Raw genomic sequence first — 26,127 nt, 5'->3', positions numbered from 1 at the left:
ATGTTAATTGGTTGCGCTAATAAAATAACAATGACCAACAACGATAAATAAGGATTTACAGATGCAGCTTATTCGTGGACAAAAACTTAAACTGTCAGATGTATTAAACAATTCGCTGAGTTTTAGCTTAGCAACTACTATACCGAGCAATTTAAACTTAGACATCGCACTGTTTGGTTTAGACAGTCAGGGTAAGCTTAGCGACGAAGCCTACATGATATTTTATAACCAACCCCAAAGCCCGTGCGGTAGCCTAAAGCTCACCCAAAATGATAGTCAAATAGTCAGCTTCGATGTCAATTTGGCCACTTTAACCCCGCAAATTGAACGCTTGGTATTAACCTTAACCATTGATGGTCATCAAACCATGGCACAGTTGCCAGCAATGGCAATTAACTTGCAATCTCAGCAGCAGACGGTCGCAAGCTTTCCAATTGACGGCAGTATGTTTCAGCAAGAAAAGGCGTTAATGGCACTGGAACTTTATAAAAAAGATAATATTTGGCGCATGAATGCAGTTGGACAAGGATTTAATGGTGGGTTGGCAGCCTTAATCAAGCATTTCGGCGGTGAGGTGGCTGAAGCAGTGCCTACCCAAGCCGCACCAACGGCGCCCACTACCCCACAACTATCCAAAATTGATTTAAAAAAGAAAATTTCCTTAGAAAAAGCAGAGAAAACAGGTAACGCTAGCATTATTGATTTAACCAAAAAGTCACTGATACAACTGGAAAAGAAAAACCTACTTGATGTACAAGCACGTGTCGCTTTAGTGCTAGATGCCTCAGGCTCAATGAACCATCAATATCATAATGGCGATGTGCAAAAAGTGGTTGATCGTCTTATGCCATTGGCAATTAACTTTGACAATGACGGTAGTTTTGAATGTTGGGCATTTGCTCAATATACCACGCAGCTTGATGATGTCACTTTAACCAATGTAAATCAATTTATTCAAACAACCAAGCGAGGTTGGCGCAACTGGCAGGTGGGCGCAAGGATCAATCAAGAGATACCGGCGATTGAAGCAGTGATTAACTACTATCAACAGTTTGACGATGGTATCCCTGTGTATGTGTTGTTTATCTCCGATGGTGGTGTGGGCAGTGGCCGGCAAATGCAAAAGGTTTTAACGCAGGCAGCAACGCTACCCATTTTTTGGCAGTTTGTTGGCATTGGCGGTCGCAATTATGGGGTGCTTGAAAAACTCGATGATATGGCAGGCCGTATTATTGATAATTGCAATTTCTTCGAGTTAGAGCGTATCACCGTTATCAGCGATGAGCGCTTGTATGAGCTGCTATTAGAAGAGTTCCCCAGTTGGTTAAATGAGGCTAAATTAAAAAGAATTATGCGATAGCAATTTAATTACTAAACTTGCCATTTTCGAGCCATTTTCAGAATTTGAAAATTTTGAGCAATTTGTCACTCGTAAAAGACGCTTAAAACACACCTACTTATTTTCAATCGGTGATGGTACTCAGCCATTACCCTTGACCTTTTTTGCCAATTTGGCAACGATGCTGCGGGATAGTTTACTTGAAAAATATGACTTTAGCTTTCATTGCTTTATTATTGAAAAGATTTTGAACAGGTTATTACTTAATTCATTTTTAAGTTTCTAAAAAAATATGATGATTAAGGCATTAAAATAACGAATAGAACTTTGACTTTATACAGATAATTGTTTAATTTGATAGAGAAAAACATTATCAAATAAATTTGGATAATACATACTATAGTATAGGAGAGCAAAATGGCCATTTCACTCAATAAAGGCGGTAACTTATCCCTGTCAAAAACAGATCCTACCCTAACACGGCTATTAATTGGTCTAGGTTGGGATGAGCGTGCCACATCAGGGGCAGAATTTGACTTAGATGCCAGCGTATTTTTGCTTAATAATACAGGCAAAGTACGCGGCGACCATGACTTTATTTTTTATAACCAACTAAAATCTGACAACGGTGCAGTTGAACATACCGGGGACAACCGCTCAGGGGCAGGTGACGGTGATGACGAAGTGATCAAAGTCAATCTTTCCCAAGTACCCGCCGATATTGAAAAAATTGCAGTCACTGTGACAATCCATGATGCCCAAGCCCGTAATCAAAACTTTGGTCAAGTATCCAATGCCTTCATTCGTGTGGTCAATGAAGAAACAGGGGCAGAGGTAGTACGGTTTGACTTAGCAGAAGACTATTCAATCGAAACTGCCATGGTATTTGGCGAAGTCTACAAACACAATGGCGAATGGAAATTTCGTGCGGTGGGTCAAGGCTATGCAGGTGGCTTAGCAGCTATGTGCCAACAATATGGCGTAAATATCGGCTAAATCAGATTTCAAGCAGCAATTTATCAGTAAAAGAATGATAAAGACTCATTAAATAAAGGATATAAAGATGGCGGTTAGTCTACAAAAAGGACAAAAAATTTCACTTGATAAAGAAGCAGGCACGGCACTGACTCGTATCAAAATGGGTCTAGGGTGGGATGTTGCATCCACCCCAAAATCCGGTGGCTTTTTGGGCAGTTTATTCGGTGGCGGCGGTAGTAATGATAGTATCGATTTGGATGCATCTTGCATTATGTTTGACGCGAGTAAACAGCCCATCGATGCAATCTGGTTTGGTCAATTGCAGTCAAAGGACGGTAGTATCGTTCATACAGGCGATAACCGCACAGGCGCAGGGGATGGCGATGATGAGGTCATCAATGTCGATTTATCTCGTATCCCTGCTCATGTACAGTCACTGGTATTTACCGTCAATAGCTTTACGGGTCAAACGTTTGAGAAAGTTGCCAATGCGTTTTGTCGTATCGTTAATGCCGGCAATAATAGCGAAGTGGCTCGCTATAACTTATCAGCTCAAGGTGGTCATACCGCGCTTATTTTGGCAAAGATTTATCGCCACAATGGTGAATGGAAAATGCATGCCATTGGCGAAATTGCCAGTGGTCGTACCTTTCATGATTTGATGCCTGCTATTACACCACATGCCTAAATTTAAATTGTAGATAACAATGCCCTATTTGCTGTCAATGGGGTATTTTTTTATTCGGATAATAAAAAAATAATAAGGAAACACGATGCCAACTTTGGTACTTGGGGCAAATACGCTTATCCCCCACACGCCTTGCCAAGTGACAGTAACTAGCCAAAATGCCAGTCGTTTTGGGGTTGAGATGGGCTGCGTTTGGATAGCGATGGATGCAAGTCGCCGAGCAACTACTAGCCCTGCTTATCTGCATGAAAGCAAAGATTGGGCAGCGCTGACAGTCGAGAGTGAGAAAAGCCATGTTTGGAAATTAGACTTAGCCAATGTCTTTTCCCAAAATCAAACCCAGTATCTGCAACTGATCGTGTATGCTTACCAAGACGCTAGTGTGATTGCCCCAGCCGTGGAAGTCAATGATCTGGGTATCAAAGTCCTGGGTATTGAAGTCGCTAGCGATATTGACTATGCGTTTCATACCCCAGAGCGCCATATCAAAGCCAGTATTGTACTGGAGATCTACCAGCGTAATGGGCAATATAAATGCCGAGCACTCGCGGAAACATCTAGTCAAAGTCTAGCCAGTTTTGCCGAACGTTTACAAATCAGCCTCGACGCCCGTTACCCTAACAACATGACGACAGGCAACGTTTTGCACGCTATACCAAACAACAGACGTCCTCGCCCTCAGCCAGGTGACACTTGGACTGGGACGGCTTTTGCAATTGATCCCTATCATTTACTCACTTGTGAGCATGTGGTGGACGGGGCAACGCAAATTGCGCTGCGTCAACAAGGCTATCCCGACATGGAATGCCAAGTGTTGCTGGCAGATGAAGGTAGTGATACAGCGTTACTTAAAGTCAATCAGCCTTTACCAAGTTATCTGCCCGTGCGAGAACGTGGCTATGATTTGCTGGGTGAGCAGATTACCACGCTTGGTTTTCCGCTAACAGGTCTTGGTAGTCAATTACAAGTCACCCAAGGCAATATCGCAGGGCTACAAGGCATTGGCAATGATATTCGTTTTATGCAGTTTACTGCGCCAATTCAGCCTGGCTCAAGTGGCAGTCCGCTCCTGCTTCCCACAGGCGAGGTCGTCGGTATGGTTACCCATACCATTGCCAATACCCAAAACATGAATTATGCAGTCAAATATCAGCTGTTATCTGCGCTTTTAACCAGTTGCGGGCTTAATGTGAGCGAGCTTACCCACAATATTAGCCAAACACCCCTATCCACGCCTCAGATTACCAAACAGAGTAAATCTGCTTTGTGGTTAGTTGGCTGTGGCGCTTAGCTGTGGGGCTTGGCTGCTGGTTAATAACGTCTTATTGTCAACTGTCGGATATTTTGCTCAAAGCTATTAATTGGGGTCAGCTTTTTGCATGACGCGCCAGGATTGTAGGTCGTAGATATTGGCACGTTTGCGGGCAGGATGGTTGTTAAGTCAGATTTTTTTTAAGCAATCTTAGTTCAGTTTTTTGAATTTTGCCAACCGCGGTTTTGGGTAATTGCTCAATAAACGTATATTGACGTGGTCGTTTATACCCGGTTAATTGCTCATGACTAAAGGCTTTCAGCTCATCTATCGTCAAACTGTCATCTGATTTGACAATATAGGCTTTAACCGATTGTCCTTGAAGCGCATCTTCAACGCCAATCACGGCACATTCTTGGACTTTCGGGTGATTTAACAGCACCGCTTCAATTTCGGTTGGATAGACATTAAAGCCACTGACGATCAGCATATCTTTTTTGCGATCCATTAATTTGATATGCCCGTTTCGCATCATCATCCCAATGTCGCCTGTCTTTAAATGGCCTTCAGGTAAGAAATAATCGGTGTTGTCAATGTTATGATAACCTATAGTCACATTATCACCTTTGATACAGATTTCACCCACTTCGCCTAACGCCACTTCATTGCCCACATCATCACAGATTTTGATATCGATACTCGGCAAAGGTAGCCCAATATCGCCGGTGTACTCATGATTGGTGAGGGGGTTACACGTGCCTGCACCGATAGTTTCGGACATGCCCCATCCTTCTATTAAGGGGCAGCCAGTGAGCTCAAGCCAAGCTTTGGCCGTGGCGGGTGTGGCTGCCATACCGCCGGCGATTGATAATTTTAGTTCACGGGTATCGACACTTTTAAAATCGGGATGGTTAACTAATGCCTGAAACAAGGTATTAACCCCAGGAAGAATGTGAAACGGCTTAGCAGATAATATTTTGATAAAACCGGCAATGTCTTTAGGGTTGGTCACCAAGGTCATGCGCATGCCAGATTTTATGCCTAACATGGAAAAGATAAAGGCAAAGATATGATATAGCGGCAACGCTAGGATACTATGGAATACTTGTTCGACATTTTTTTGTTGGTTGAGTACCGGCAAAAACCACTGATAGTATTGCTCAACTGCTGTCAAAATATTTCGATGGGTCAGCAAGATGCCTTTGGGTCTGCCAGTGGTGCCGCCGGTGTATTGGATAAAGGCAACATCATCAAGTGATTTGGATGGCTGTTGGTAAGGCATGGATTTAGCGGTTTTCATCACTTGACCCAATCGTAATGGCTGATACTTTTGGTCAATTTGGTAAGGCTCTACCATTTTCTTGACATATTTTACAGCGATATCGACTATTTTACCCTTTAATCCTAACAAGTCTCCTAAACGGATAATTACGACTTTTTTCACTGGGGTTTTATCAATGATTTTTTGTAAAGTGTGAGCAAAATTTTCTAAAATAAAAATAACTTCGGTATTGGCATCAATCAACTGAAACTCTAATTCACGAGCTGTATGTAGCGGATTAATCGGCGTCAAAACATACTCTGAGCGAATCGCACCTATCATGACCGGTAAATACGCTTGTACGTTAGGCAACATGATAGCGACACTGGCATTTGGGCCCAAGGATTGGGATTGTAGCCAGCGGCTGACTAGGCGTGCGACGTTATCCGCCTGTTGATAGCTGATCGCTCGCTCCATATTGCTGGTGAATTCTCGGGAGGCAAAGGCCGTTAAACGATCATCAAAAAATTCTATTAACGATTGATCAGTTAAAGCGTGAATGTGTGCGGCGGTGGCAGGGTCATAAAATTTTGTCCAAAAATTTTCCATGTTGTTATCCTTTTTCTGTCCTTAGAAAATAGGCTAATAGGCCCTTGAAAAGGTTTTTTCCATGGGCCTATTAGGGTGCGCGTATTGCCGCGCTTTTTGATTACTATCAATTACTGTGCCTTGAGTTGATAGTGACGCAAATGAATAGCCTAGTTGCAATCATTATCACACCAAGGCTTAACATTACCATACTCATCTTGATTAGCAAATAGTTCATGACAGGCGGCTTCTGCCAAGGTTAAAATAGGCGTCACGCACACATCAAATTGGGTAAAGTAGTGCTGCCAGTGGCTAAGTGGCTGCGAGGCAAATTTTTGGGCAATAGCCTTGGCAGCGGCTTGGCTCTGCGGATGAGTAGGCAGTACGCCCATTTGCCAATGGCTAGCCGCATGTTCATTAACGTCTAACGCTTGACACAAGCCTTGCCAAAACTTTAGCTCAAGCGAGCCGACTGCCATATAACGACCGTCTTGTGTCTGATATAGCCGGTAACATGGCAGCACGCCGCCTAAAAAATCCTGCTCAGGCGTCGGTGTTACCTGTGTTAATGCTTTGACAAATTTTCCCGTCGCTTTTGGCATCACCAAATGGTTGTATAAACTATGGGTCATGCTGATGATGATATGGCGACCTTTGCCAGTTAGCTTGGCATTGACAACGGCCGCTAATAAAGCGATGACCGCCGTGTCACTCCCGCCAGCCAAGTCGGCAAATTGCACATTGGGCATGGCTTGTTCACCCGATGCGGTTTTGAGTTGGTCAAGTACGCCACTCATTGCCATAAAGTTGATATCGTGCCCGGCTTTATCCGCCCAGTTGGGCGTCGTACCATAGCCAGTGATGGAAACAATCACCAGCTTTGGGTTGTCCGCAAGCAGTGCCTGTGGCGAAAGTCCCATGCCTTCTAATACGTTGGGGCGGAAACTATCAATCATCACATCAGCAGTGGCAATGTCGCTTTTAAGCTTAGCAATATCATCGGGGTGCTTAAAGTCCATTTTGTGACAAGCTTTGCCATGATTTAAAGCATCAAATAAATTGCCCAACGCCCGGGCAGGGTCACCTGGCTTAGGTTCATATTTGATCACATCTGCCCCCAAATCAGCGAGCAGTCGTGTGGCAAATGGACCCGGCAAGTTGCGTGATAAGTCAATAACTTTTAGCCCTGTTAAGCAGTCAGCTATACCCAGTGCGGCTATGGCGTCATTCATTAACAAACTCCTTATGCGCCTTTGCCATAGCTACTAAAACTTGGGCAGGGGCAAAGCGCTCGCCATAACGCTCGGCAAGTTGTTGACTGCGTGCGACAAAATTATCAACGCCATAGGCATTAATAAACTGCAAAGTACCCCCATGATGCGGGGCAAATCCCCAGCCAAAGATAGAGCCGATATTGGCATCTGCGATTGAATTAATCACGTTTTCTTCATAACAACGAGCGGTTTCATTGGCTTGGATAAACATAAAGCGGTCAATAAGCTCTTGCTGAGTAGGCTGCGTGTCTGCGACAGGGAATAAGTTTGATAGCCCGGGCCACAGTTGTTTTTCACCTCCCTCTGGGTAGTCATAAAACCCTTTGCCGACTTTTTTACCCAAACGCCCGTGGGTTTTGCCCATCAGCTCAACCACGCTATCGGCGGGGTGATGGGGCATTTCTTTGCCTTCTTTTTGTAAATCTTTTTTGGTTTGCTCATTAATATGCAGCATCAGACCTAAAGACACCTCGTCTTGCAGTGCCAACGGTCCGACAGGCATACCTGATTTGATACCAGCTACCTCAATCAATCGGGGATGGACGCCCTCAGAGAGCATGGCAGAGCCTTCGGTGATATAGGTGGCAAACACACGAGACGTATAAAAACCACGGCTATCATTGACCACAATCGGCGTTTTGCCAATTTGTAATACATAGTCAAAGGCTTTGGCTAACGTAGTTTCATCGGTTTGCTCGCCCATAATGATTTCAACAAGCGGCATTTTATCGACAGGTGAGAAAAAGTGTAAGCCGATAAATTGCTTAGGACGGCCACTCGCTTTGGCTAAACCGGTAATTGGCAAGGTTGAGGTATTTGACGCAAAAATCGCATCGCTAGCGGTGACTGCTTCTGTTTGCTGGGTACACTTGGCTTTAATATCACGGTCTTCAAACACCGCTTCAATCACCAAGTCACAATCCGCTAAATCTGCATAATCCGTGGTGGTTTGAATTTTATCCAGTAAGGATTGTTTTTTGCTATCATTGCTTCTGCCTTTGGCAATCGCTTTATCCAGCAAGTTTTCTGAATACGTTTTGCCTTTATCCGCATTTTCCATCGTGGTATCGAGCAATACCACGTCAATGCCTGCCTTAGCAGAGACATAGGCAATACCTGCACCCATCATCCCTGCACCCAACACACCGACTTTTTTGGTTTGATATGGCGGGATAGATTTTGGACGAGATTGGCCCTTGTTGATGCTGTTGAGTTGGTGCCAAAGCGTGCCAATCATATTTTTTGACACTTGTGACATGGCACAGGCGACAAAATAGCGCGACTCAAGCGCCAGACCAGTATCGATGTCCACTAAGCTACCTTCAAACACACATGATAAAATGTGGGTAATGGCAGGATAGTTGCCATGCGATTTTTGATTCGCCATCGCAGGGGCAATGCTCAGCATTTGGGCATTTTGCGGGGTTAAGGCGTTACCTTGAGGGATTTTAAAGCCTTTGTCATCCCAAGGCTGCTGAGCGGTTAGATGCTCATGAATCCACTGTTTGGCTTGTTCAATCAGTGACGTTTTATCAGTAACTACCGCATCGATAATGCCAAGCTGATGAGCGGCTTGGGTGGTAAGCTTAGTACCTTGGGTCATCAACTCTAACGCTTTTTGCATACCGACAAGACGCATTAAACGCTGCGTACCACCGCCCCCAGGTAATAAGCCCAACTTGACTTCAGGCAAGCCATATTTGGCATTCGGTTGGTCAACGGCAATGCGATAATGACAGCCCAACGCTACTTCAAGCCCGCCACCTAAGGCAGTGCCTGTTAATGCAGCGACGACAGGTTTACCGCAGGTTTCAAAGCTGCGTAACACCTTTTTGAAATGTTCAACAAAATCAAAAGCTTGCTTGGGGGATTGGATATTGGCAAATTGGTCGATATCGGCACCCACGATAAAGCTATCTTTATCGCTGGTGATGATAAGCCCTTTGCTGTCTTTGTCTTGAATAAAACTTTGAACGATTTTTTCTAAATCATTGCTAAAATGCTCATCAAGCACATTCATTTTGCGAGATTGTTGAATGGTCAAAATGACAATATTATCGTCGTCAGTGGCAGAAAAATTGGCCAATTGATTCGCCGCTTGGCTGGTAAGACTGGTCATAGAAACATCCTTTTTTCTTAGATTTTTTAATTCAATTAAATAGGCGACTTAAACACGTTCAATAATCGTGGCAATACCCATACCGCCACCGACACATAAGGTCGCAAGTCCAGTGGTCAAATCACGACGCTCCAATTCATCTAACAAGGTGTTAATCAAAATTGCCCCTGTTGCCCCTAATGGATGTCCCATAGCAATCGCACCACCGTTGACATTCACGATATCTATATTAAGCCCTAAATCTTTTGCCGTTTTCATTGGCACCGCTGCAAACGCTTCGTTGATTTCCCATAGGTCAATATCAGACACCTGCATATTCGCCCGGGCTAAGGCTTTTCTTGCAGCCAGTGTCGGACCTGTTAGCATAATCGTCGGTTCTGACCCCACCACTGCCGCCATCGTGACTTTGGCACGGGGTTTTAAATTCGCCGCTTGTCCCGCTGATTGACTACCAAGCAGACATAACGCGGCCCCGTCAACGATACCTGATGAGTTACCGGCATGGTGCACATGGTTAATTTTTTCAATCGTGGCATACTTATCTAAGACTACTTTATCAAAGCCCATTTTTCCTGGCATGGCAAACGAGGGCTTTAATTCTGCCAAGCGTTCAACGCTGGTATCAGCGCGAATGGTTTCGTCATGGTTTAAAATCATCAGACCATTGATATCTTTAACAGGAATAATCGATTTAGCAAAATACCCTTGCTCAGAAGCCTGCTGGGCTCTGCGATGAGACTCGGTGGCATATGCATCAACATCACTGCGACTAAAGCCTTCTAATGTCGCAATCGTATCAGCGCCGATGCCTTGTGGGGCAAAGCCGGTGGCGGTATTGACGCGTGGGTCCATGTACCAAGCCCCGCCGTCTAACCCCATTTTGACACGGCTCATAGACTCCACGCCACCTGCCACCACCATATCTTCCATGCCCGACATGATTTTGCTCGCGGCTAAATTAATTGACTCTAACCCTGATGCACAAAATCGCGATAAAGTAACGCCCGCCACCGATTCTGCCCAACCGGCATCAATTACCGCAATTCGGGCGATATCCGAGCCTTGCTCACCAACAGGGGTGACACAACCTAGTACCACATCATCCACCAACTGCGTGTCCAACTGATTGCGCGACTGTAAATTTGTCAGCAGTTCTCTGATTAACCAAATTGGAGCGACTTGGTGCAAGCTGCCATCGGATTTGCCTTTGCCACGCGGCGTGCGGATAGCATCATAAATATAAGCGGTATTACTCATTTGATTTTCCTTAATCATGATTAAAATTTGTCAATTGCTAATGGCTAATCCTAATATCTGATACTAATATCTAGGCTAGCTAAAAAGTGGCGCAGCCATATAAAACGATGAGTTACATAAAACGAGACGCCAACTCTTTCATGATTTCATTGGTACCGCCATAGATTTTTTGCACTCGGGCATCAGCATATAATCGGGCAATCGGATACTCCAGCATATAACCATAGCCACCAAATAGCTGTAAGCATTCATCCGTGACTTTGGCTTGTTTATCCGTGGTAAAGGCTTTTAATAGAGCGGCATGTTGTACGGTCAGTTTTTTGTTAAGATGGGCCTCGAGTGCCGCATCACACATTGCCCTGACGGCAAGGTAGTCCGCATTACATTCGGCAAGTTTAAATCGGGTATTTTGAAATGACCACACAGGCTTGTTAAAGGCGTGGCGTTCTTTGGTATATTCGATGGTAAGCTCAATCGATTTCTTAATCGCCCCCGCCGCCGCTAAAGCAATGATTAAGCGTTCTTGTGGCAACTCTTGCATCAACTGAATAAAGCCCATGCCCTCCACACTGCCCAATAAGTTTTTTTGTGGGACACGCACATTATTGAAGAACAACTCTGAGGTATCTTGTGACGATAAACCGATTTTCTCTAAGTTGCGACCCCGCTCAAAGCCTGCTAAACCATCGGTTTCTAATACCAAGAGAGATACCCCTTGAGCGCCTTTTTCGCGGTCGGTTTTACAAGCGACGATAATTAGGTTGGCTAACTGACCATTGGTAATAAAAGTTTTAGAACCATTTAAAATGTAGTCATCACCGTCTTTAACGGCATAGGTTTTGATAGCTTGCAAATCTGACCCCGTCCCTGGCTCGGTCATCGCAATCGCACCAACCAATTCGCCCGTTGCCATTTTTGGTAACCAACGCTGTTTTTGCTGTTCACTGCCATGATGCAAGATATAAGGTGCCACAATACCTGAATGCAAAAAGCCACCAAATCCGCTCAAGGCCGCATCGGCTTGGGCATAAATCAATGCCGCTTCATGACGAAAGTCGCCACCGGCACCGCCATACTCTTCAGGCATCGACGCACATAAAAAGCCCATCGAGCCTGCTTCAAGCCATGCTTCTTTATCCATCATGCCGTTTTTTCGCCACTCGATGTCTTTATCAATCCAAGTTTGAAAAAACTTCTTGGCAGTCTCTTCTAGCATGGCGACTTCTTCGTTCATCCAGCTTGATTCAAAATGGTTGATCATCCTTGATTCCTCGTTCGTTATTGAGAGATTAATTAAACCGTTATCATAGTAATATTAATTACTACCTTAAAAAATTGCTCGGCTATTTATAGTTATTTATCCTTAAATTATATTATAAAGGTAATTTATATTACCATTCTAATACTAACTATAAACCCTAATATTATGATTAAATAGCCAAATAATACCGCCATAATAACAAAGATAAAAAATGAGAACAATATTGTCTGTAGATATGGTAATATATATTACTATTTTTTAAATATCTAAATAGAGAATGTTATGACTGCGTTGAAAAAGCCAATGACGCTTGGACGTCCTAGTAATGCAATGGGTGATTTAACCTTACTTGCGCAGATACGACCTGCAACCTTAGATAAAATCGAAAAAAGTGTGATTACGCTGTATGCCAGTGGTGAGAGTGAGGTCGCTGCGGATAGTGTGACAATGCAGTCAATTGCAAAACACGCGAACGTGTCACTGCAGACCTTGTATAAATATTTTGGCGATAAAAACACGCTAATTTATGTGATTTTAGATCGAGTGCTTAGTCGCCTAGCCGCTCGAATGATTGACCATTTGAGCGGTATTGATAGTGTTAAAGACCGGCTGCGTAAGACGCTATGGGTGATGTTTGATTTTGTTGACCACAATCCTGATGCGGTATTGTTTTTTTCTACAGCGATTCCTGTCTCCCACTATCAACATATTGCCATTTATGAAAACAAGGACTTGATGGAAGCTTTTTTGCAAGTGTTGTCGGATGGGCAGCAGCGTGGGGAGCTTAATCAAAATGTCTCGCTTAAAACCTTATTAGATGTGTTTATGGGGTTTATCACCCGATTGGGGCTGATGCACGTGTTAAGACACTCTGCCAAACCGATGACGGCTGACTTTGATCCTTTGTTTGATATCCTATGGCAAGCTATTTCACGGCATGACTGAGAGAATAAAAAAAAACCCAAGTCCTTAGATTTATTTGTTCTAAGCTGGGCAGTTTAGGCTTTTTTAGAGCGTAATGAGTGCTCCTTGGTATATCAAATAGCTGGCACAGCCTGATTTTACGTTCAGATTTAGCAACTTGCTCTATTAGCGAAAACCGAGACTGTCTTGTGCCAATAGAGCGGATGCCCACTCGAGGATAACTCTCGCCTTTCGTCGGGGCGAAGCAGTGCTTCGCTTATCCCTCCTCATTTAAGATATCTCGTTCTAGCTTAAGTTGTGCCACTTTTTTTTTAAGTCGCTGGATTTCTTGTTGTTTGGGCGTTATCGCTCTACCTGAACTTAATGGTTTACCTGATTGTTCGACACGATAGCGTTGTAGCCACTTTTCCAAAGTTGATTTGCCAACATTGTATTGACTGGCAACATCAGGAACTTTTTGCCCTTACTCTTCAATCAGTTTGATGAGTTCAAGTTTAAATTCTGGTGAGTATTGATTTCTTACTTTTGTAATGAGATTATTTCTCTACTGAAGGTATTATAATCTCTTATTAACTGTCGTGGTTTATTATGCTACTACACATCACACTCACTTGACGTTTTAGTGCAGGTTTAAATACTTTACCCACGGCGGTTAAGGGTAATGCATCGATCACGTAGATTGCTTTAGGAATAGCAGCTTTTTCGCCAATGTTTTGTTGGCTTTACGATTAAATTGAGTAGTTATGGATGATACTTATAAATGACATAAAAAAGCATATTAATCCTAAATCATTAATGTAAAATTAGTTCTAATTTGGTTTTTAATTATAACTAATTTTACATTTTTTTAATTTTAATCTAAAACTACTAGTTGATAATTTTATTTGGTGTATTGATTCAGTCCGTCCGTTAATCTATCAATAATTATTTCTCTAAGCTTAACAGGCTCAATGACTTCTGACATATGCGACATACTGATTAGCCAATCTTCAAGCCTTACAGTATTCATCACGGTCGCTGTAAGTAACAAGTTTTTTTCATCCAGCTTTTCTAACTTCTGATCGTTTGACAGTGGTCGCTCGGTCAGATGTTGGGCAGCAATATGATTAATTTTAAGCCTTAATATAATTGGCTTTCCTCGCTGCGTTAAATGGGTTTCAAGCATGCCCTTTCGACTTAATTCTTCCAAACTTAAATCATTCACCCAATTGGGTATTGGCTCTTCTAAAATCTGTACTGATTGGATGCGTATGATGGCGTAATTGCGGTTAGCATCTAAATAGACTTTTTCAGGCGTCGATATACTCTCCTCTATTTTGTAAAAAGCAGTTAGGTAAATCATATTATCGATAAATATCAATCCTCTTGGATAAACCCACCGCGTAACAGGCTCATTTGCCCACTTCGCTAGATAACTTATTTTTAATCTTTTACAATCAATGATCGCTTGATGAATAGTTTTTAGAATATGCTCATCGTATTTAGGGGCTTGCAATAAACTTGGTATCGTAAATAGGTGGTTTTTCCATTGCCCAAGCTGACTAATTTGATATTGCCGATTTTGATGATTTTTGACGTTGGCAATCTTGGCAGTTAATTTATTATGAATATTTTTAGGTAAGTAGTTGGCAGTGAATTTATCAAGCATTTCCCAAAAAAATAGGTTTTCATTGTCAAAGCTATCTAGGGTAAAGTTGGGGTGAAGGTAGTATTTTGGGGTTTTACCTGCAATTGAACCTTCTTCCCATGCTGGCATACGACACATAGAGTTATCGCCAAACAGTGAATACAATGAAAGCAAGTCTTGCTCTAGGAGTTTGGCACGGCTTTTGGCTTTGCCGCCTGTGGGGTTAAACCTGGTTAATAGCTCGCTTAGGGTTTTGGCGTTCTTTTCGCCTTTGGGTAAATTTTGATATAGCAGAATTAAGCGTTCTCCACGGTTTTTTTCCATGATACTAGGCATTATTTTTCCTAAAATGCTAAAGTTTGGTTAAATCAAATTGTTGCACATTGCCATTTAAATCGACTTCATAAATCCTCATTTGACTAACTTCAATCGCTGTCAAATAACCACCACCATGTGCAAAGGTATCGACACAAATTAAGCCATTTTGATGGTAAACTTTGCCGTTTTTTTGTGCTGAATGTCCGCAAATGATGGTTTTGCCTGAGATGTGAGTATTTTGTCCATCGGATGGAATAAACTGCCAGCGTAAGCTGTCATCGGTTTGTTTATTCATTGGTAGGTGTGGCAATGGTATAGCGTGAGTAAAGATAAAATCATCTGTTTGGTAATAAGGCAGACTCGTTTTTAACAGTTTGTAGTAAATATAAGGAATTTGCAGTAGCCCTTGCAAATCAGTGGTTACGCCAAAGGATTGTAGGGTTTCGATACCACCAAATTTTAGCCAGTATTTGAGATATTCTCGCTCATGTATGGCACCGAGCATCATTTCTTCGTGGTTGCCTTTTATCAAGATGGCTCGACAAAGGGTCTGATAATGCAAGATGGTATCAAGCACGCCTTTGCTATCTGCTCCCCTATCGATGACATCGCCTAAGAAAATCAGTGTGTCATCGGATTGGATATTTAGGGCGGATAGTAAGGCGATGAGTTGTTGATTGCAGCCATGTATGTCGTCAATAGCGTAGGTTTTTGGAGTGGTCATTGTGGTTGATTGAGTAACCGCTTATTTAGTATATCTATCATTTCATGTCCATGTTTTTCAATTTGAGTTTTATCCCATTCATCTGCTTTTTCCATCATGATAGCAAGTTTTATGCTGTTATATTGACTATTGCCAAAATTAGCTTTTTTAGCTTTGGGCATATTATTGGTAAATTTGGAATTCGTGCTTGATGAAATTAAACATAAGTTTCCAAAACTATGCAAAACATCTTTTATAGTCTCATCTTGATTTTCTTCCGATGGATTTTGGGGATAGAAGTGTTCAACAGAACTTCTAAAAGTGAATCGAAAATTAGGATAGATATTACGATATTCCTTACTTTTCCAGAGTAAATAATCTAATCGGTTAAAGATGAAATTCGGGACATTTGTACCACTATTTAAATATTTATCAATTGCAGTCGTTGCATTAATATCACGCGTATCTGCTGTAATTAATTCAAAAAAATCAAGCCCATTGCCATAGTGTCCGAAATAGTATCGGTCACTTAAATTTTCTAAATAATCGATATAACTTTTGGCTTCTATATCTTTATCTTTGATTTTTTGATTGACTAGCCATCTTACAACAGCATATAGCCAATTTTTATACATTCGTGATGGATTGGATACATGAAACATTGATAATAACATAATGACATTTTGGTTTAGAATAGCATCGCTAAAAGTGTTGTTATATTGATAGCTACTCTTGTCAGCAGGCTTTAGCGTTAACAATGACCAATGGTCATCTTTTTCTTTCGAGGTATCAGTCTTAATCACATAACGGTCAAACAAGAACCTTATTTGTAACAATAATAAGGCAAAATTTTTGATTTCAGTTTGATGGTCGTCTTTATCCAAAAACTTAAAACTTTCTAGCAAATTTCTTTCATCTAATGGAATTTTTTTAGCTGAAATTTGTTTATAAGGATATTGTTCAACATAAATTTTTAGAACATGCATTAAAAAATTCGAAAAATCAATAACGGGATTAAATCTTTCAGAAGTTTCATTTTTATTTTCTTCCTGTCCTTTGAAATGGCTTTCAATAATGTTAATAATAGTAGGCTGCAGATTATCACGATTACCTACCTCGTCTCTGCTAGTCTGTACACTGGCTTCATTATTAGGTTTGATAAAATATTGAGAAATACTATCAAATTTATCAGGTAGTGATTGCCAGTCTTCACCGAAAAACTGTTTCCTAAATGCAGTATCAAAACTCATTATCATATAGCGATTCATATCAGAGCAAGCATCCCAAATCTTCGAGAATGCACCTTGGTCACCATTAATTTTCGATAGTTTACTCATTAATCTAGCCTTCAAAACCTCATGTTTTTCTAGCTGTTCACCTCGAGTATTCATAATTTCAAAATAATGATTTAAATCAGTTTTAGGCGGGACTTCTGTTCTAATTACTTCTACTTTGCTCAATAAAAAATTGACAAACTTATCTGGGTTATTGTCATCAAGATATTTTTCAATGGCATCTATAGCATCTTTAAAATTACTGGGTAAAGATCCTGATGAATTCTTCCCAGAAGATAAATTTTCTAAAACTCTGTCTGATTCTTTGCGATATTCAAAACTAATATTGTTGGCTTCAGGTAATTTTTCTTTCAGTTGGCTATTTTTTAACACCTTGACAATAAGGGTTAACGTTGTCAAACGCTGTTGCCCATCAATGACTTCAAATTTGCCATCATCTCTTTTAAATACAATCAAACTGCCAACGTAATAGTTGTTATCAGGCGTTCTATCCATTGCATTTTTGATATCGGTTAATAATGCTTCAATTTCGACCTCTCCCCAAGCATAGTTACGTTGGTAGATCGGGATTATATAATGGTCTTGGCTTAGTAATTGTGATATAGATAAGGTATCGGGTTGACTCATTAGACATTTACTCCAAAAATCTCTTTCATTTTTTTATCAGTATTTTCAAATTCTGTATTAAACGTCATTTTAGGGAATTGTAATGCGACCTCAGGTGAGTATGCTTTTTCAATATGCTTGAGCAAGCTATCAGAGGAGATAGCATGATTTTCTATAGTTTTAAACCCAATACGACCATGATGGAATCTTAGTCTATACACCCACCAAAATGCCTTGTTAACAAAGCGTTCTAGTTCTACATCGCCAAACTTATCATAATAAGTTAATACTGTATTTTCAAACAGCATTCTTAAATATCGGTCACCTGTACGAGAATAGCCTTGGTAATTGTTTAAAAATTGAATTAAATTTTCTTTTAAAACATCATTAAAGTGCTTGCCATTAATTTTTTTAACTATTAATAGCTTACCTGTCTTGTTATTGAATAATTCATCATATAGTTTGCGGTAATGCTCGATATAAGCAAAAAATAATTCTCCGTTGATGATGGGTTGATTAATTTGAAATCCTAAGTTAAGAAGCTCAGGATTATATAAATTCGGATTGGATTGGATAAGCTGTGAAAGTAACTTTGCAGTTTTCTGGGTATGTAAATAAGGGTATTTAACTTCTTCAGAAACACCTTTAAACGTGTTCAATTCTTGGCTTGTAAAGTTTTCACTCTCAAGATTATAGTGCCAACGGCGAAGACGAAATAATACCTGATTGATAATTTTGCTCAAATTTGGAGTATTTTTATCAGCTAAAGCAGCTTGTTCCCAGTTCGCAACACTCTTTAAAACCAAATATTCAGGTTTACTTTTCATTTCTCGTAGATGATACGCTTTTAATAAATCATAGGATTCTAAAGGCTTACCTCTGGAGTTTTGTGAATCAAAAAATTGGAAGGCTTCATCCAAATCTTCTAGCTTAATGCAGACCATTTCACATTTTTCTAAAATGTATTTCTTAAAATTGGATTTATCTTCTTTGCTAATATTGTCTTTAATAAAATCTTTTAAAAACTCATAGTTTTGATAGATATTTACATGGCTAGTTGTATGATTAAATTCTTCTTTCAATAACTTGATATTTTGATAATCTAATAAATGTAGAATTAGAGATAAAGTCACTAAACGCTGTTGTCCATCTACAATATTATTATCAATATCAGACTGAACTTCGTTATTCATTTTATTAGTATGATGATATAAAACAATCGTACCAATACGATAAATAATATTTTGTTTAAAGTGCTTCAATATATCAATAATAAGCTGTTGTGCATGATTAACTTGCCACTTATAGGGGCGTTGATATTCAGGTATTCTAAGATTTATATCAAAAATTTCTTGAATTTTTTTGATAGTGGCTTTTGCTTCAGACATTTATTTTTTTCTCCAAATCAATTAGGACTTCCAAAGCCCCCAAATCTATACCATAGCAATTTAACTTATCAGGTACTTGCGGTTCTCGCAGATTAACACGCAGTAAGCTTACTGATTCGTTGATTGGATGCTGGACCAATCGCTCACCAAAATTACGCACACTTGGTACAGCCGTCCCCGCCCCTAACTCAATAATGGCTAGATTCTTAACTTGCTTCAGCCAAGCAATGAGTTTTTGCTCTTTTTCATCTTGCATCTGTGACTGCCAATGCCAATCGCTAAACATCAAGATATTGGGGCGCGCCATACCACCACAATGTGGACAGGTTGGAAATTCATTGATTAGCTGGCAATATTCTTCATCGACTACGGGCTTGAAATCGTCCGCTGACCAAATAGCTTGCGTGCAATTATCCAAACACTGCAACCAATGAATCGAACCATGACATTCAAATACTTGGTCATCATCAAATCCAACTTTTTGAAATTCACCATCGACATTACTGGTAAATACAAATGAGCCATTTTTAAGATTGGGTAATGTATCTGACCATTGTTTGAGTAGATGAAAACCTTGATGCGGTTCGACAGCTCGATACGCATTGAGCCTTAAACCATAAAACCCCCAAGCCAGTTTTGGATTGGTGTGGAACAATTCTGGCGTTGCCATATCGACAAAACTTTTACCCAGATGTTTAAGCGGTGGATAAGCTTTCCAAAAGCCTTGGTCGCCACGAAAGTCTGGCAAACCTGAATCGACCCCCATCCCTGCGCCTGCGGTGATGAGTAAGCCATCAGCTTGTTTAAGGTGTTCGGCAAACTGTGTCAATTTGGTTTGATTATCCATTTTTATTCTTTTCCTGTTGTCGTCTGAGATATTCTTTAATTGAATTACTTGTTCCTTGAATTGGCTTAGTTGATTGCTTTGGTATATTCTGTTCTCTAGTGACTGACTCACTATCATTTTCTTCATCAGAATAAATTAACAACATACAAACGCAACAACCCTGATCACCCTCTTTCCAAGAATCAAATTCCTCAAAAAAATTAACTTGATAAAAAATATCAACCTCATCGACATCAATATTTTCTTGCACTTGATTATTAATAAATTCCAGTTTTTCAAAATCAAAACTACTATCTGCAAAAATATTAATCATCATACCTTTTAATGTATATTTGGAATCGCAAGCCTTAAATTTTTCTGTTAATTGCTGGCAAGCAATCCCTACACAATTTTCACCAATCCTGGAACTCTGCAGAAATTGAATATTTTTTCCGTAAGAAAGTGCCGTTTTCACGTCATACCAGTCTATACCGATAAAATTACCATATGCATTCATAAAAGACAGACCATAAACTGCCAACTCTATTTCATCTGAGCCACAATGAATAATGTTGTCTGCAATTTTTAAGCAGTCGTAACTCTTACCAGTGGTATTTAGAGCAATAAGAACTTCAGTTTTTGTGGCTTCTCGATATTGCTGGACTTGTTCGGCATCAACATCGTCATTGACAATGAAATAGGTGATGAGATTGAAACTATCCGCTAATTTGTTAGGCTCATATAATTTGTGTTCCCATTTCTTGCCATTGTCTCTTTCAGTAAACGCAGCAAAATCTAAATATTCAAGCATAATAAATTCCCGTTTTTTAAATGGTTTAAGAAGTTAACTTTCACTTTTATTACTTTGCTGTTGTCGTCTGAGATACTCTTTAATTGAGTTGCCTACTCTTTGAGTTGGATTAGTGGTTTTCATCTGTATATCGTCTTCTATAATAACTAGCTCAATATCATCTTCTTTATCGGATAGTTAGATGATAGGTTCTTTAATTTTGGGATAAGCTGTTCACATGCTAAAGCCACACAATTTTCACCACTTGGCATACCATGTAAAAATTCAATATTTTTGTTAACAGAAATTGCCCATTTTACTTCGTCTCAACTCATACCAATGATGCTACTACTGCTATGTAGTCGTTGAAATGCTTGCATAACTAAAGGCACTTCATTTGGTGAACACAAGATGACATTATCCGCAAATTTTAGGCAATCATAATCTTTATTCGTGGTAGTAATCGCAATCAAGCATTCCGTTTGCGTTTGTTGGCGATAGCGTTGCAAATCTGCCAAATCAACCTCATCACTCGCCACAAAAAAAGTGACTTCATTTTTGTCATTGGCAATTTTATGTGGTTCATATTTATCGACTTTTACAATATCACTATCAAGTACTGACGAATTATTTTCCATTTCACATACGCCTTTTCGCTTTAATGCTCATCAAACCTTACTAAAATTGCGGTTGCATTATCATACGCACGACCTTTAGAGGCATAAATTTGTTTACGTAGCTGCTTTAGCCATGCTTGTAAATTAGTATGCTTATCAATACTCTGCCATTCTTTACATGACACTAATTCATGTACGCCATCGGTACATACCACTAAGCAATCATCTGATGAGACCTTTAACGTTTGACTGTCAAAAGTAGGCATTGGATTGTTGTCTAAGTCACTATCGGCAATCAAACAATCGGTTAATGCGTAAAGGGGGCTTGCCATGCCCTCTTGGTTGTATTTGCCAAAGTCGGCTTGGCGATTTTCTGCTGCGGCTTGCTCATCTACTATTTGATTCAGCAAATTATGATCACGAGTGATACATCGCCATGTTTTTGTCATAGCTGAAAAATGATAGACACGACTATCACCAATATGTTTGATAACCACAGATGAATTGGACTGGTTGTCCTTTGCAAACGCTCGATAGACTAAGGCAAGCGTCGCGGATGCCCCATAATAGCGTTTTGGCAAGGTTGCCACTTTTTCATAGATTTTTGAAATATCCATGACAGCCGATTGATTAGGATTATCTAGGTAAGTTTGCCACAATTGTTTGGCCGTCTTCATCGCTTTAAGGCTAGCAACTTGCGAAAAATCGGACTGTGAGACACCATCGGATACCGCAACACAAAAGGCGTCATCACATCGATGCACAGGTGTTATACCAAGCGCTTCTTGGTAATAATCATCGACAAAGAAAAATGCATCTTGCTGCAAGCCGTTGCTGGCATTGCCTTGAAAGGTCATCGCACAAATCGTAGTGGAGAGTCTGGTCATATCACGAGTCGTATAAAAAGGTTAATCTGATTATAACCGTAAAGTTGGAAAAATATATTCTAGGTTTCTTTATTCGATATAGTCTGTATTTTGATACATTTTATAATCCACAAAATATATAAAAAAACTTATCTGCGCCTTTCTTATTTAATTTCTATCACATGAATAAAGCTGTCAAATACGTTTGGTTGACTTCGATTCTGAATGCACTATAATCAATACTAATAAAAAACTAGTTAACCATTAAATAAGTTATCATTTAGTTCTAAATTGATAGTACATTAAGGGTCATTATGATTATTTTGTTAGGTAGTCAAAAAGGTGGCTGTGGCAAATCTACCATCGCCATTAACATTGCTTGTAGCTTAGCAAACCTTGGCAAAGATGTGGTTTTGGTGGATGCTGATCCCCAGCAAAGTTCCGCAAATTGGGTGAGAGATCGGGATGAAACCAGTCTAGCAAAGGTACACTGTATCCAGCGATATGGTGATATCAAAAGTACCCTTAAAGATCTAAATCAGCGCTATGCTTACGTAGTTGTTGATGTGGCAGGACATGACAGTAAAGAGCTACGGACTGCGATGTTAGTGACTAATAAATTAATTGTGCCGTTTAAACCATCGCAGCTGGATTTAGACACCCTACCCCATTTAACCGAAGTGATTGATCAGGCACTTAGCTTTAACGAGCAATTGCAGTGTTTTGGGCTATTGACCTTAGCACCGACTAACCGCGCCAATAAAGAAGTCGTTCAAGCCAAAGAATACTTGAGTGATTTTCCGCTGTTAAATCCATTAACGACCATTATTCACGAGCGTAAAATTTATCGCGATGTACTTGCAGAGGGTAAAGGCGTGATAGAGGCAAATAACGCGAAAGCCATTACTGAGTTTAGTGAATTGATGAAGGAGTTGGCATTATGATTAAACGTCGTACCCAAGCACCCACCTTGACGGAAGATGATTTTGTCAATGGCGTAACTGCTAATTCAGCTGATGAAACGCCAAACCTAGACCCCAAAGCGCCCCGAAAATTTAAGTCACATACCTTGCCTTTAAATGAGTATGAGTATAATTTGTTGGTTGAGTTGGCAGATAAATATGGGCAGACGCATAGCGGGATTATTCGCTATGCGTTGAAGCAGTTAGCATTAAAAGATAACTAAGTTAGAATCATATAGATTCTGATTTAGAACTAATATAACGTTAGGGAGCGTTCAAAAAACTGTGTCATTCCCATAAATTGTTAAATAAAACAGGAATGACACCATGCAAAACTTTGACTTTAACTAAGCCCTAAAAGCCATTCAGTCAGGCAAACCCATCACAGGCAGTGATGGTGTACTCGCTCCACTCATCGAACAACTCACCCAAGCCGCTCTATCGGCTGAAATAGACAGCTACCTTGAACTACATCCAAGTAGTACCGGTCGCAACGGTTACAGCAAAAATACCATCAAATCAGCGGTCAGTAGCTTTGAGCTTGAAACACCACGTGACCGCAACGGGGAATTTCATTGCTCAGGAGCAAACCACTGGTTATCTATGCTCACTGATTTACACAATCGTGGTGTACAAGATATTCTGATTGCCTGTGTTGATGGTCTCAAAGGCTTCCCTGAAGCGATACAGGCTATCTTTCCCAATACTGAGGTGCAACTGTGTGTGATTCACCAAATCCGCAATAGCATTCGTTATGTGGCGAGCCGTGACCAAAAAGCCTTTATGCGGGATTTAAAGCCTGTGTACAAGGCAGTCAATAAAGAGTCGGCTGAGCTGGCGTTGGATGAGTTTGATAGACTGTGGGGTAGTAAATACCCTGCGGCGATTGCCTCATGGCAAGATAAGTGGCATTTGCTGTCTGCTTATTTTAAGTACCCTGAAGCCATCAGAAAGCCGATTTACACGACCAATGCCGCCCTAGCAGTGCATCGCCAGTTTCGTAAGCTGACTAAAACTAAAGGAGCGTTCCCAAATGAAACTAGCTTACTTAAAATCTTATATGTTGGTATGTTAAATGCGTCAGAGAAATGGACAATGCCCATTAATCATTGAGGTCAAACGATGATGCAGTTATCTATTCATTTCCCTGGTCGGTTAGTTGATGTGAAGAAACTTTAATTCACCTGACACAGTTTTTTGAACACTACCAAAAAAAATGAAAAATCTATGGAAAACAAGTGTTTTCCATAGGTCGCTTTGATAGTGAGTTTTACCTATCACAGTAATTTAAATACTAAACAAATGTACTTACCGCCCTATATGATCCGAATTCTGTGTTGACGCCTACATAAAGAAATTAAAATATAGCGTCTTTTAATTTTGCCAACAGAAGACTTCCGTGATCTGCAGGTTCTAAATCTAGCTTCGCCACTTGGTCATCAAGTTGATTAACCAGTCGATTAACAACCGTCAAATCATTATTAGAAAAGTTCATTAGTTTTTGATAACCAAAAGCATAAATACAAATTAAAGTGGCTTTATCTGTCAAATCAGTAACAGTTTTTTGTCTTTGGTGATAATCACTAAACGGCAACATATTCATAGCATTATATTTGCCTGCCATGACATAAGAAAATTCTTTGCATAAATCTTTATAACTAAGTTTTGACAAACTCTTAAGATATTTTTTTGCACCTGCTTCTGTGTCGACTTCTACTTGTGGATTATGGGGATCAGTGTGAGAAGAATTTTTAAAAATCCCAAACATAAATTTTTAACTCCTAAAAAATATTAAAATATACTCTATTTTGCTAAGCAATCTATTAAATCTGCCCTAAATTTTAAAAGATATCCTAAATGATGACAGTATAGAATTTTTCTTGATATTATAATTATTAAATGTAAATCAATATCACTATATTTTTATATATTCCGAATTCTGCATTCGGTCTCTAATAAAATATTTTTGAAAATGATTTTTGCAGTAATTCTGGGTTCTGCATAATTCTATAATATTCAACTGCCTTTGACGTAAATACTTCTATTTCATCATCAGGGTCGCATAAGGCAGAAGTCATGAAAGAAATTACGAATTGTGGCTGACAAATATTAGCTGCAATAAATTCTCTTTCTTCTTCATTACGATATGCGGAAACTATGCCATTATATACAGCAGAATACACAGAAATACCTTTTTTAGCCAAAATAATCATTTTTCTTAAAGTGAGCTCTGTTAAATTCGGCACGTACAAGTCAATTATGTTTTTAGCTATCCTAAATGATTCATCTTGAAATCTTACTTGATGTTCTCTTGAGATGTTTTGACCAATAATAACCATTAAACCAAAATGCATATTATCTATATGATTAAAGACATCCTTGTCCATTAAACCTTCGTGAAATAGACCCGCAGCAGCACATCTATAGGCATAGAAAAATGGCATAGCTAAGTTATGAGGCATACCATTTTTAGGAAAAGTTCTATCATAAATCTCTAGATCTCCTTTTAAGTTTAAAAATGGACCGTACTTCTTATAAGTTATTTCCCATCCTAAAGAAATATCTTCCGGCTTTCTTTCATTTGCATCAAATCTTAAATCTTTATTTGCTCTTATTTCATTAGGCCAAAATAATTTAACAACTTCAGAAGCACTCCCTCTTATAATTTTATTATTTTTAATAACATATCCCTTAGTATAGTTATTATTAACGATTAGATAGTCTTCATTTAACCTGCAAACATCAAAGGCATAGATAAAATCTGTATAATATCCACTGCTCTTTTTTGATAAAACTTGTGGGAAATTTAATATAATATAGTCATATACTTCGTCAGAAACATGATTTAACCTTGCTTTTCTTATAAATTCAGAATTCAGCTGATATATATCATCAAGCTGTTCAAAAGCAACAAAAACCTCTGTTAGTTTACCCATGGACTTATCTTGATAAGTAACTACCGTAACCTTTCCAAGCAATTCTTGACTACTATCATTTTTATCCCTAAATAAATGATTCGAGCCAGTATTCAAAAAAATTAGTTCATTGTCGTGTACGATGGCTATTACATCTACTTTAGAATCTTCTAGCCTTAGCCCTCTTTTAACTGGGTAATGTTGAGTTTTAGAAGCAGTCACATTACTAGTGGCTTGTGAGGTTAAGTTATTGTTCAAGAGTTTAAACATATT

22 protein-coding genes and 2 pseudogenes are annotated in these 26,127 nt (G+C 39.8%); 8 read left to right on the top strand and 16 right to left on the bottom strand.

The window, feature by feature from the left end; all coding sequences use genetic code 11:
• Positions 1-61: 61 nt before the first annotated feature.
• The 4 genes from RTJ53_RS04750 to RTJ53_RS04735 all read left to right on the top strand — a co-directional run bounded on the left by RTJ53_RS04750 (position 62) and on the right by RTJ53_RS04735 (position 4,296).
• The gene (locus RTJ53_RS04750; protein WP_312276072.1) at positions 62-1,360 is read left to right on the top strand and encodes a VWA domain-containing protein; all 1,299 of its coding nucleotides are present in this window, start codon (positions 62-64) and stop codon (positions 1,358-1,360) included.
• Positions 1,361-1,756: 396 nt separating this feature from the next.
• Positions 1,757-2,335 carry a TerD family protein gene (locus tag RTJ53_RS04745; RefSeq protein WP_007116710.1) on the top strand — a complete coding sequence of 193 codons (579 nt, stop codon included), beginning with the start codon at positions 1,757-1,759 and terminating at the stop codon, positions 2,333-2,335.
• A 67-nt stretch (positions 2,336-2,402) separates the two neighbouring features.
• Positions 2,403-3,005, top strand: a complete 603-nt coding sequence (locus tag RTJ53_RS04740) for a TerD family protein (RefSeq protein ID WP_312276071.1) — start codon at positions 2,403-2,405, stop codon at positions 3,003-3,005.
• A gap of 85 nt (positions 3,006-3,090) precedes the next feature.
• The gene (locus RTJ53_RS04735; RefSeq protein WP_312276070.1) at positions 3,091-4,296 is read left to right on the top strand and encodes a S1 family peptidase; all 1,206 of its coding nucleotides are present in this window, start codon (positions 3,091-3,093) and stop codon (positions 4,294-4,296) included.
• 145 nt (positions 4,297-4,441) lie between these two features.
• Here RTJ53_RS04735 and RTJ53_RS04730 read toward each other — a convergent pair whose 3' ends face one another.
• The 5 genes from RTJ53_RS04730 to RTJ53_RS04710 form a co-directional block, all read right to left on the bottom strand.
• Positions 4,442-6,127 carry an AMP-binding protein gene (locus tag RTJ53_RS04730; RefSeq protein WP_312276069.1) on the bottom strand — a complete coding sequence of 562 codons (1,686 nt, stop codon included), beginning with the start codon at positions 6,125-6,127 and terminating at the stop codon, positions 4,442-4,444.
• 149 nt (positions 6,128-6,276) lie between these two features.
• Positions 6,277-7,338, bottom strand: coding sequence for a CaiB/BaiF CoA transferase family protein (locus RTJ53_RS04725; protein ID WP_312276068.1), 1,062 nt, complete (start codon positions 7,336-7,338; stop codon positions 6,277-6,279).
• The gene (locus tag RTJ53_RS04720; RefSeq protein WP_312276067.1) at positions 7,331-9,499 is read right to left on the bottom strand and encodes a 3-hydroxyacyl-CoA dehydrogenase NAD-binding domain-containing protein; all 2,169 of its coding nucleotides are present in this window, start codon (positions 9,497-9,499) and stop codon (positions 7,331-7,333) included. Before RTJ53_RS04720 ends, RTJ53_RS04725 begins: the two co-directional genes overlap by 8 nt.
• 48 nt (positions 9,500-9,547) lie before the next feature.
• Entirely contained in the window at positions 9,548-10,756 is a 1,209-nt protein-coding gene (locus RTJ53_RS04715; protein ID WP_312276066.1) for an acetyl-CoA C-acetyltransferase, read from the bottom strand.
• Between the two features lie 112 nt (positions 10,757-10,868).
• Positions 10,869-12,017 (bottom strand): acyl-CoA dehydrogenase family protein, encoded by a 1,149-nt coding sequence (locus RTJ53_RS04710; protein WP_312176494.1) that lies wholly within the window; start codon positions 12,015-12,017, stop codon positions 10,869-10,871.
• A 282-nt stretch (positions 12,018-12,299) separates the two neighbouring features.
• Here RTJ53_RS04710 and RTJ53_RS04705 point away from each other — a divergent pair, with 282 nt between their 5' ends.
• Positions 12,300-12,962, top strand: a complete 663-nt coding sequence (locus RTJ53_RS04705; protein ID WP_312276065.1) for a TetR/AcrR family transcriptional regulator — start codon at positions 12,300-12,302, stop codon at positions 12,960-12,962.
• Positions 12,963-13,197: 235 nt separating this feature from the next.
• Here the strand turns inward: RTJ53_RS04705 and RTJ53_RS04700 are convergent.
• The 9 genes and pseudogenes from RTJ53_RS04700 to RTJ53_RS04660 form a co-directional block, all read right to left on the bottom strand.
• Positions 13,198-13,392: pseudogene (locus tag RTJ53_RS04700) on the bottom strand (transposase); the annotation flags it as partial.
• Between the two features lie 429 nt (positions 13,393-13,821).
• Complete coding sequence (locus RTJ53_RS04695; RefSeq protein WP_312276064.1) at positions 13,822-14,904, bottom strand: helix-turn-helix transcriptional regulator; 1,083 nt, start codon at positions 14,902-14,904, stop codon at positions 13,822-13,824.
• Positions 14,905-14,920: 16 nt separating this feature from the next.
• Complete coding sequence (locus RTJ53_RS04690) at positions 14,921-15,610, bottom strand: metallophosphoesterase family protein (protein WP_312276063.1); 690 nt, start codon at positions 15,608-15,610, stop codon at positions 14,921-14,923.
• Positions 15,607-17,511, bottom strand: a complete 1,905-nt coding sequence (locus RTJ53_RS04685) for a DUF262 domain-containing protein (RefSeq protein WP_312276062.1) — start codon at positions 17,509-17,511, stop codon at positions 15,607-15,609. The genes RTJ53_RS04690 and RTJ53_RS04685 overlap by 4 nt, the downstream gene beginning before the upstream one ends.
• Entirely contained in the window at positions 17,511-18,878 is a 1,368-nt protein-coding gene (locus RTJ53_RS04680; RefSeq protein WP_312276061.1) for a DUF262 domain-containing protein, read from the bottom strand. Before RTJ53_RS04680 ends, RTJ53_RS04685 begins: the two co-directional genes overlap by 1 nt.
• A complete protein-coding gene (locus RTJ53_RS04675) occupies positions 18,871-19,725 on the bottom strand; it encodes an SIR2 family NAD-dependent protein deacylase (protein ID WP_312276060.1) in 855 nt (284 codons plus the stop codon). The genes RTJ53_RS04680 and RTJ53_RS04675 overlap by 8 nt, the downstream gene beginning before the upstream one ends.
• On the bottom strand, positions 19,718-20,515 hold the full coding sequence (locus RTJ53_RS04670) for a hypothetical protein (protein WP_312276059.1): 798 nt from the start codon (positions 20,513-20,515) through the stop codon (positions 19,718-19,720). The genes RTJ53_RS04675 and RTJ53_RS04670 overlap by 8 nt, the downstream gene beginning before the upstream one ends.
• Positions 20,516-20,820: 305 nt before the next feature.
• Positions 20,821-21,132: a hypothetical protein gene (locus RTJ53_RS04665; RefSeq protein ID WP_312276058.1), complete on the bottom strand. Its 312-nt coding sequence runs from the start codon at positions 21,130-21,132 to the stop codon at positions 20,821-20,823.
• Between the two features lie 20 nt (positions 21,133-21,152).
• Positions 21,153-21,998, bottom strand: coding sequence for a PP2C family protein-serine/threonine phosphatase (locus tag RTJ53_RS04660; protein WP_312276057.1), 846 nt, complete (start codon positions 21,996-21,998; stop codon positions 21,153-21,155).
• Between the two features lie 293 nt (positions 21,999-22,291).
• Between RTJ53_RS04660 and RTJ53_RS04655 the strand changes: the two genes are divergently transcribed.
• The 3 genes and pseudogenes from RTJ53_RS04655 to RTJ53_RS04645 all read left to right on the top strand — a co-directional run bounded on the left by RTJ53_RS04655 (position 22,292) and on the right by RTJ53_RS04645 (position 24,118).
• Positions 22,292-22,921, top strand: coding sequence for an AAA family ATPase (locus tag RTJ53_RS04655; RefSeq protein ID WP_312276056.1), 630 nt, complete (start codon positions 22,292-22,294; stop codon positions 22,919-22,921).
• Positions 22,918-23,163 (top strand): ribbon-helix-helix domain-containing protein, encoded by a 246-nt coding sequence (locus tag RTJ53_RS04650; protein ID WP_135887707.1) that lies wholly within the window; start codon positions 22,918-22,920, stop codon positions 23,161-23,163. Before RTJ53_RS04655 ends, RTJ53_RS04650 begins: the two co-directional genes overlap by 4 nt.
• 95 nt (positions 23,164-23,258) lie before the next feature.
• Positions 23,259-24,118: pseudogene (locus tag RTJ53_RS04645) on the top strand (IS256 family transposase).
• 178 nt (positions 24,119-24,296) lie between these two features.
• Here RTJ53_RS04645 and RTJ53_RS04640 read toward each other — a convergent pair.
• Complete coding sequence (locus RTJ53_RS04640) at positions 24,297-24,707, bottom strand: hypothetical protein (RefSeq protein ID WP_312276055.1); 411 nt, start codon at positions 24,705-24,707, stop codon at positions 24,297-24,299.
• Positions 24,708-24,891: 184 nt separating this feature from the next.
• Positions 24,892-26,124 (bottom strand): hypothetical protein, encoded by a 1,233-nt coding sequence (locus RTJ53_RS04635; RefSeq protein WP_312276054.1) that lies wholly within the window; start codon positions 26,122-26,124, stop codon positions 24,892-24,894.
• Between the last annotated feature and the right edge of the window lie 3 nt (positions 26,125-26,127).

Source organism: Moraxella sp. CTOTU46711 (assembly GCF_031975715.1).
In the GTDB taxonomy this organism is placed as follows: domain Bacteria; phylum Pseudomonadota; class Gammaproteobacteria; order Pseudomonadales; family Moraxellaceae; genus Faucicola.
Note: the sequence above shows the minus strand (reverse complement) of the source record. Positions and strands in the feature narration are given on the sequence as shown.

What these genes read in the sequence shown, in the direction of transcription:
- RTJ53_RS04635 (WP_312276054.1), bottom strand. Translation starts at nt 26,124, where the DNA reads ATGTTTAAACTCTTGAACAATAACTTAACCTCACAAGCCACTAGTAAT.
- RTJ53_RS04745 (WP_007116710.1), top strand. Translation starts at nt 1,757, where the DNA reads ATGGCCATTTCACTCAATAAAGGCGGTAACTTATCCCTGTCAAAAACA.
- RTJ53_RS04730 (WP_312276069.1), bottom strand. Translation starts at nt 6,127, where the DNA reads ATGGAAAATTTTTGGACAAAATTTTATGACCCTGCCACCGCCGCACAC.
- RTJ53_RS04640 (WP_312276055.1), bottom strand. Translation starts at nt 24,707, where the DNA reads ATGTTTGGGATTTTTAAAAATTCTTCTCACACTGATCCCCATAATCCA.
- RTJ53_RS04740 (WP_312276071.1), top strand. Translation starts at nt 2,403, where the DNA reads ATGGCGGTTAGTCTACAAAAAGGACAAAAAATTTCACTTGATAAAGAA.
- RTJ53_RS04685 (WP_312276062.1), bottom strand. Translation starts at nt 17,511, where the DNA reads ATGAGTCAACCCGATACCTTATCTATATCACAATTACTAAGCCAAGAC.
- RTJ53_RS04710 (WP_312176494.1), bottom strand. Translation starts at nt 12,017, where the DNA reads ATGATCAACCATTTTGAATCAAGCTGGATGAACGAAGAAGTCGCCATG.
- RTJ53_RS04715 (WP_312276066.1), bottom strand. Translation starts at nt 10,756, where the DNA reads ATGAGTAATACCGCTTATATTTATGATGCTATCCGCACGCCGCGTGGC.
- RTJ53_RS04690 (WP_312276063.1), bottom strand. Translation starts at nt 15,610, where the DNA reads ATGACCACTCCAAAAACCTACGCTATTGACGACATACATGGCTGCAAT.
- RTJ53_RS04660 (WP_312276057.1), bottom strand. Translation starts at nt 21,998, where the DNA reads ATGACCAGACTCTCCACTACGATTTGTGCGATGACCTTTCAAGGCAAT.
- RTJ53_RS04650 (WP_135887707.1), top strand. Translation starts at nt 22,918, where the DNA reads ATGATTAAACGTCGTACCCAAGCACCCACCTTGACGGAAGATGATTTT.
- RTJ53_RS04750 (WP_312276072.1), top strand. Translation starts at nt 62, where the DNA reads ATGCAGCTTATTCGTGGACAAAAACTTAAACTGTCAGATGTATTAAAC.
- RTJ53_RS04705 (WP_312276065.1), top strand. Translation starts at nt 12,300, where the DNA reads ATGACTGCGTTGAAAAAGCCAATGACGCTTGGACGTCCTAGTAATGCA.
- RTJ53_RS04675 (WP_312276060.1), bottom strand. Translation starts at nt 19,725, where the DNA reads ATGGATAATCAAACCAAATTGACACAGTTTGCCGAACACCTTAAACAA.
- RTJ53_RS04720 (WP_312276067.1), bottom strand. Translation starts at nt 9,499, where the DNA reads ATGACCAGTCTTACCAGCCAAGCGGCGAATCAATTGGCCAATTTTTCT.
- RTJ53_RS04735 (WP_312276070.1), top strand. Translation starts at nt 3,091, where the DNA reads ATGCCAACTTTGGTACTTGGGGCAAATACGCTTATCCCCCACACGCCT.
- RTJ53_RS04670 (WP_312276059.1), bottom strand. Translation starts at nt 20,515, where the DNA reads ATGCTTGAATATTTAGATTTTGCTGCGTTTACTGAAAGAGACAATGGC.
- RTJ53_RS04695 (WP_312276064.1), bottom strand. Translation starts at nt 14,904, where the DNA reads ATGCCTAGTATCATGGAAAAAAACCGTGGAGAACGCTTAATTCTGCTA.
- RTJ53_RS04665 (WP_312276058.1), bottom strand. Translation starts at nt 21,132, where the DNA reads ATGGAAAATAATTCGTCAGTACTTGATAGTGATATTGTAAAAGTCGAT.
- RTJ53_RS04655 (WP_312276056.1), top strand. Translation starts at nt 22,292, where the DNA reads ATGATTATTTTGTTAGGTAGTCAAAAAGGTGGCTGTGGCAAATCTACC.
- RTJ53_RS04725 (WP_312276068.1), bottom strand. Translation starts at nt 7,338, where the DNA reads ATGAATGACGCCATAGCCGCACTGGGTATAGCTGACTGCTTAACAGGG.
- RTJ53_RS04680 (WP_312276061.1), bottom strand. Translation starts at nt 18,878, where the DNA reads ATGTCTGAAGCAAAAGCCACTATCAAAAAAATTCAAGAAATTTTTGAT.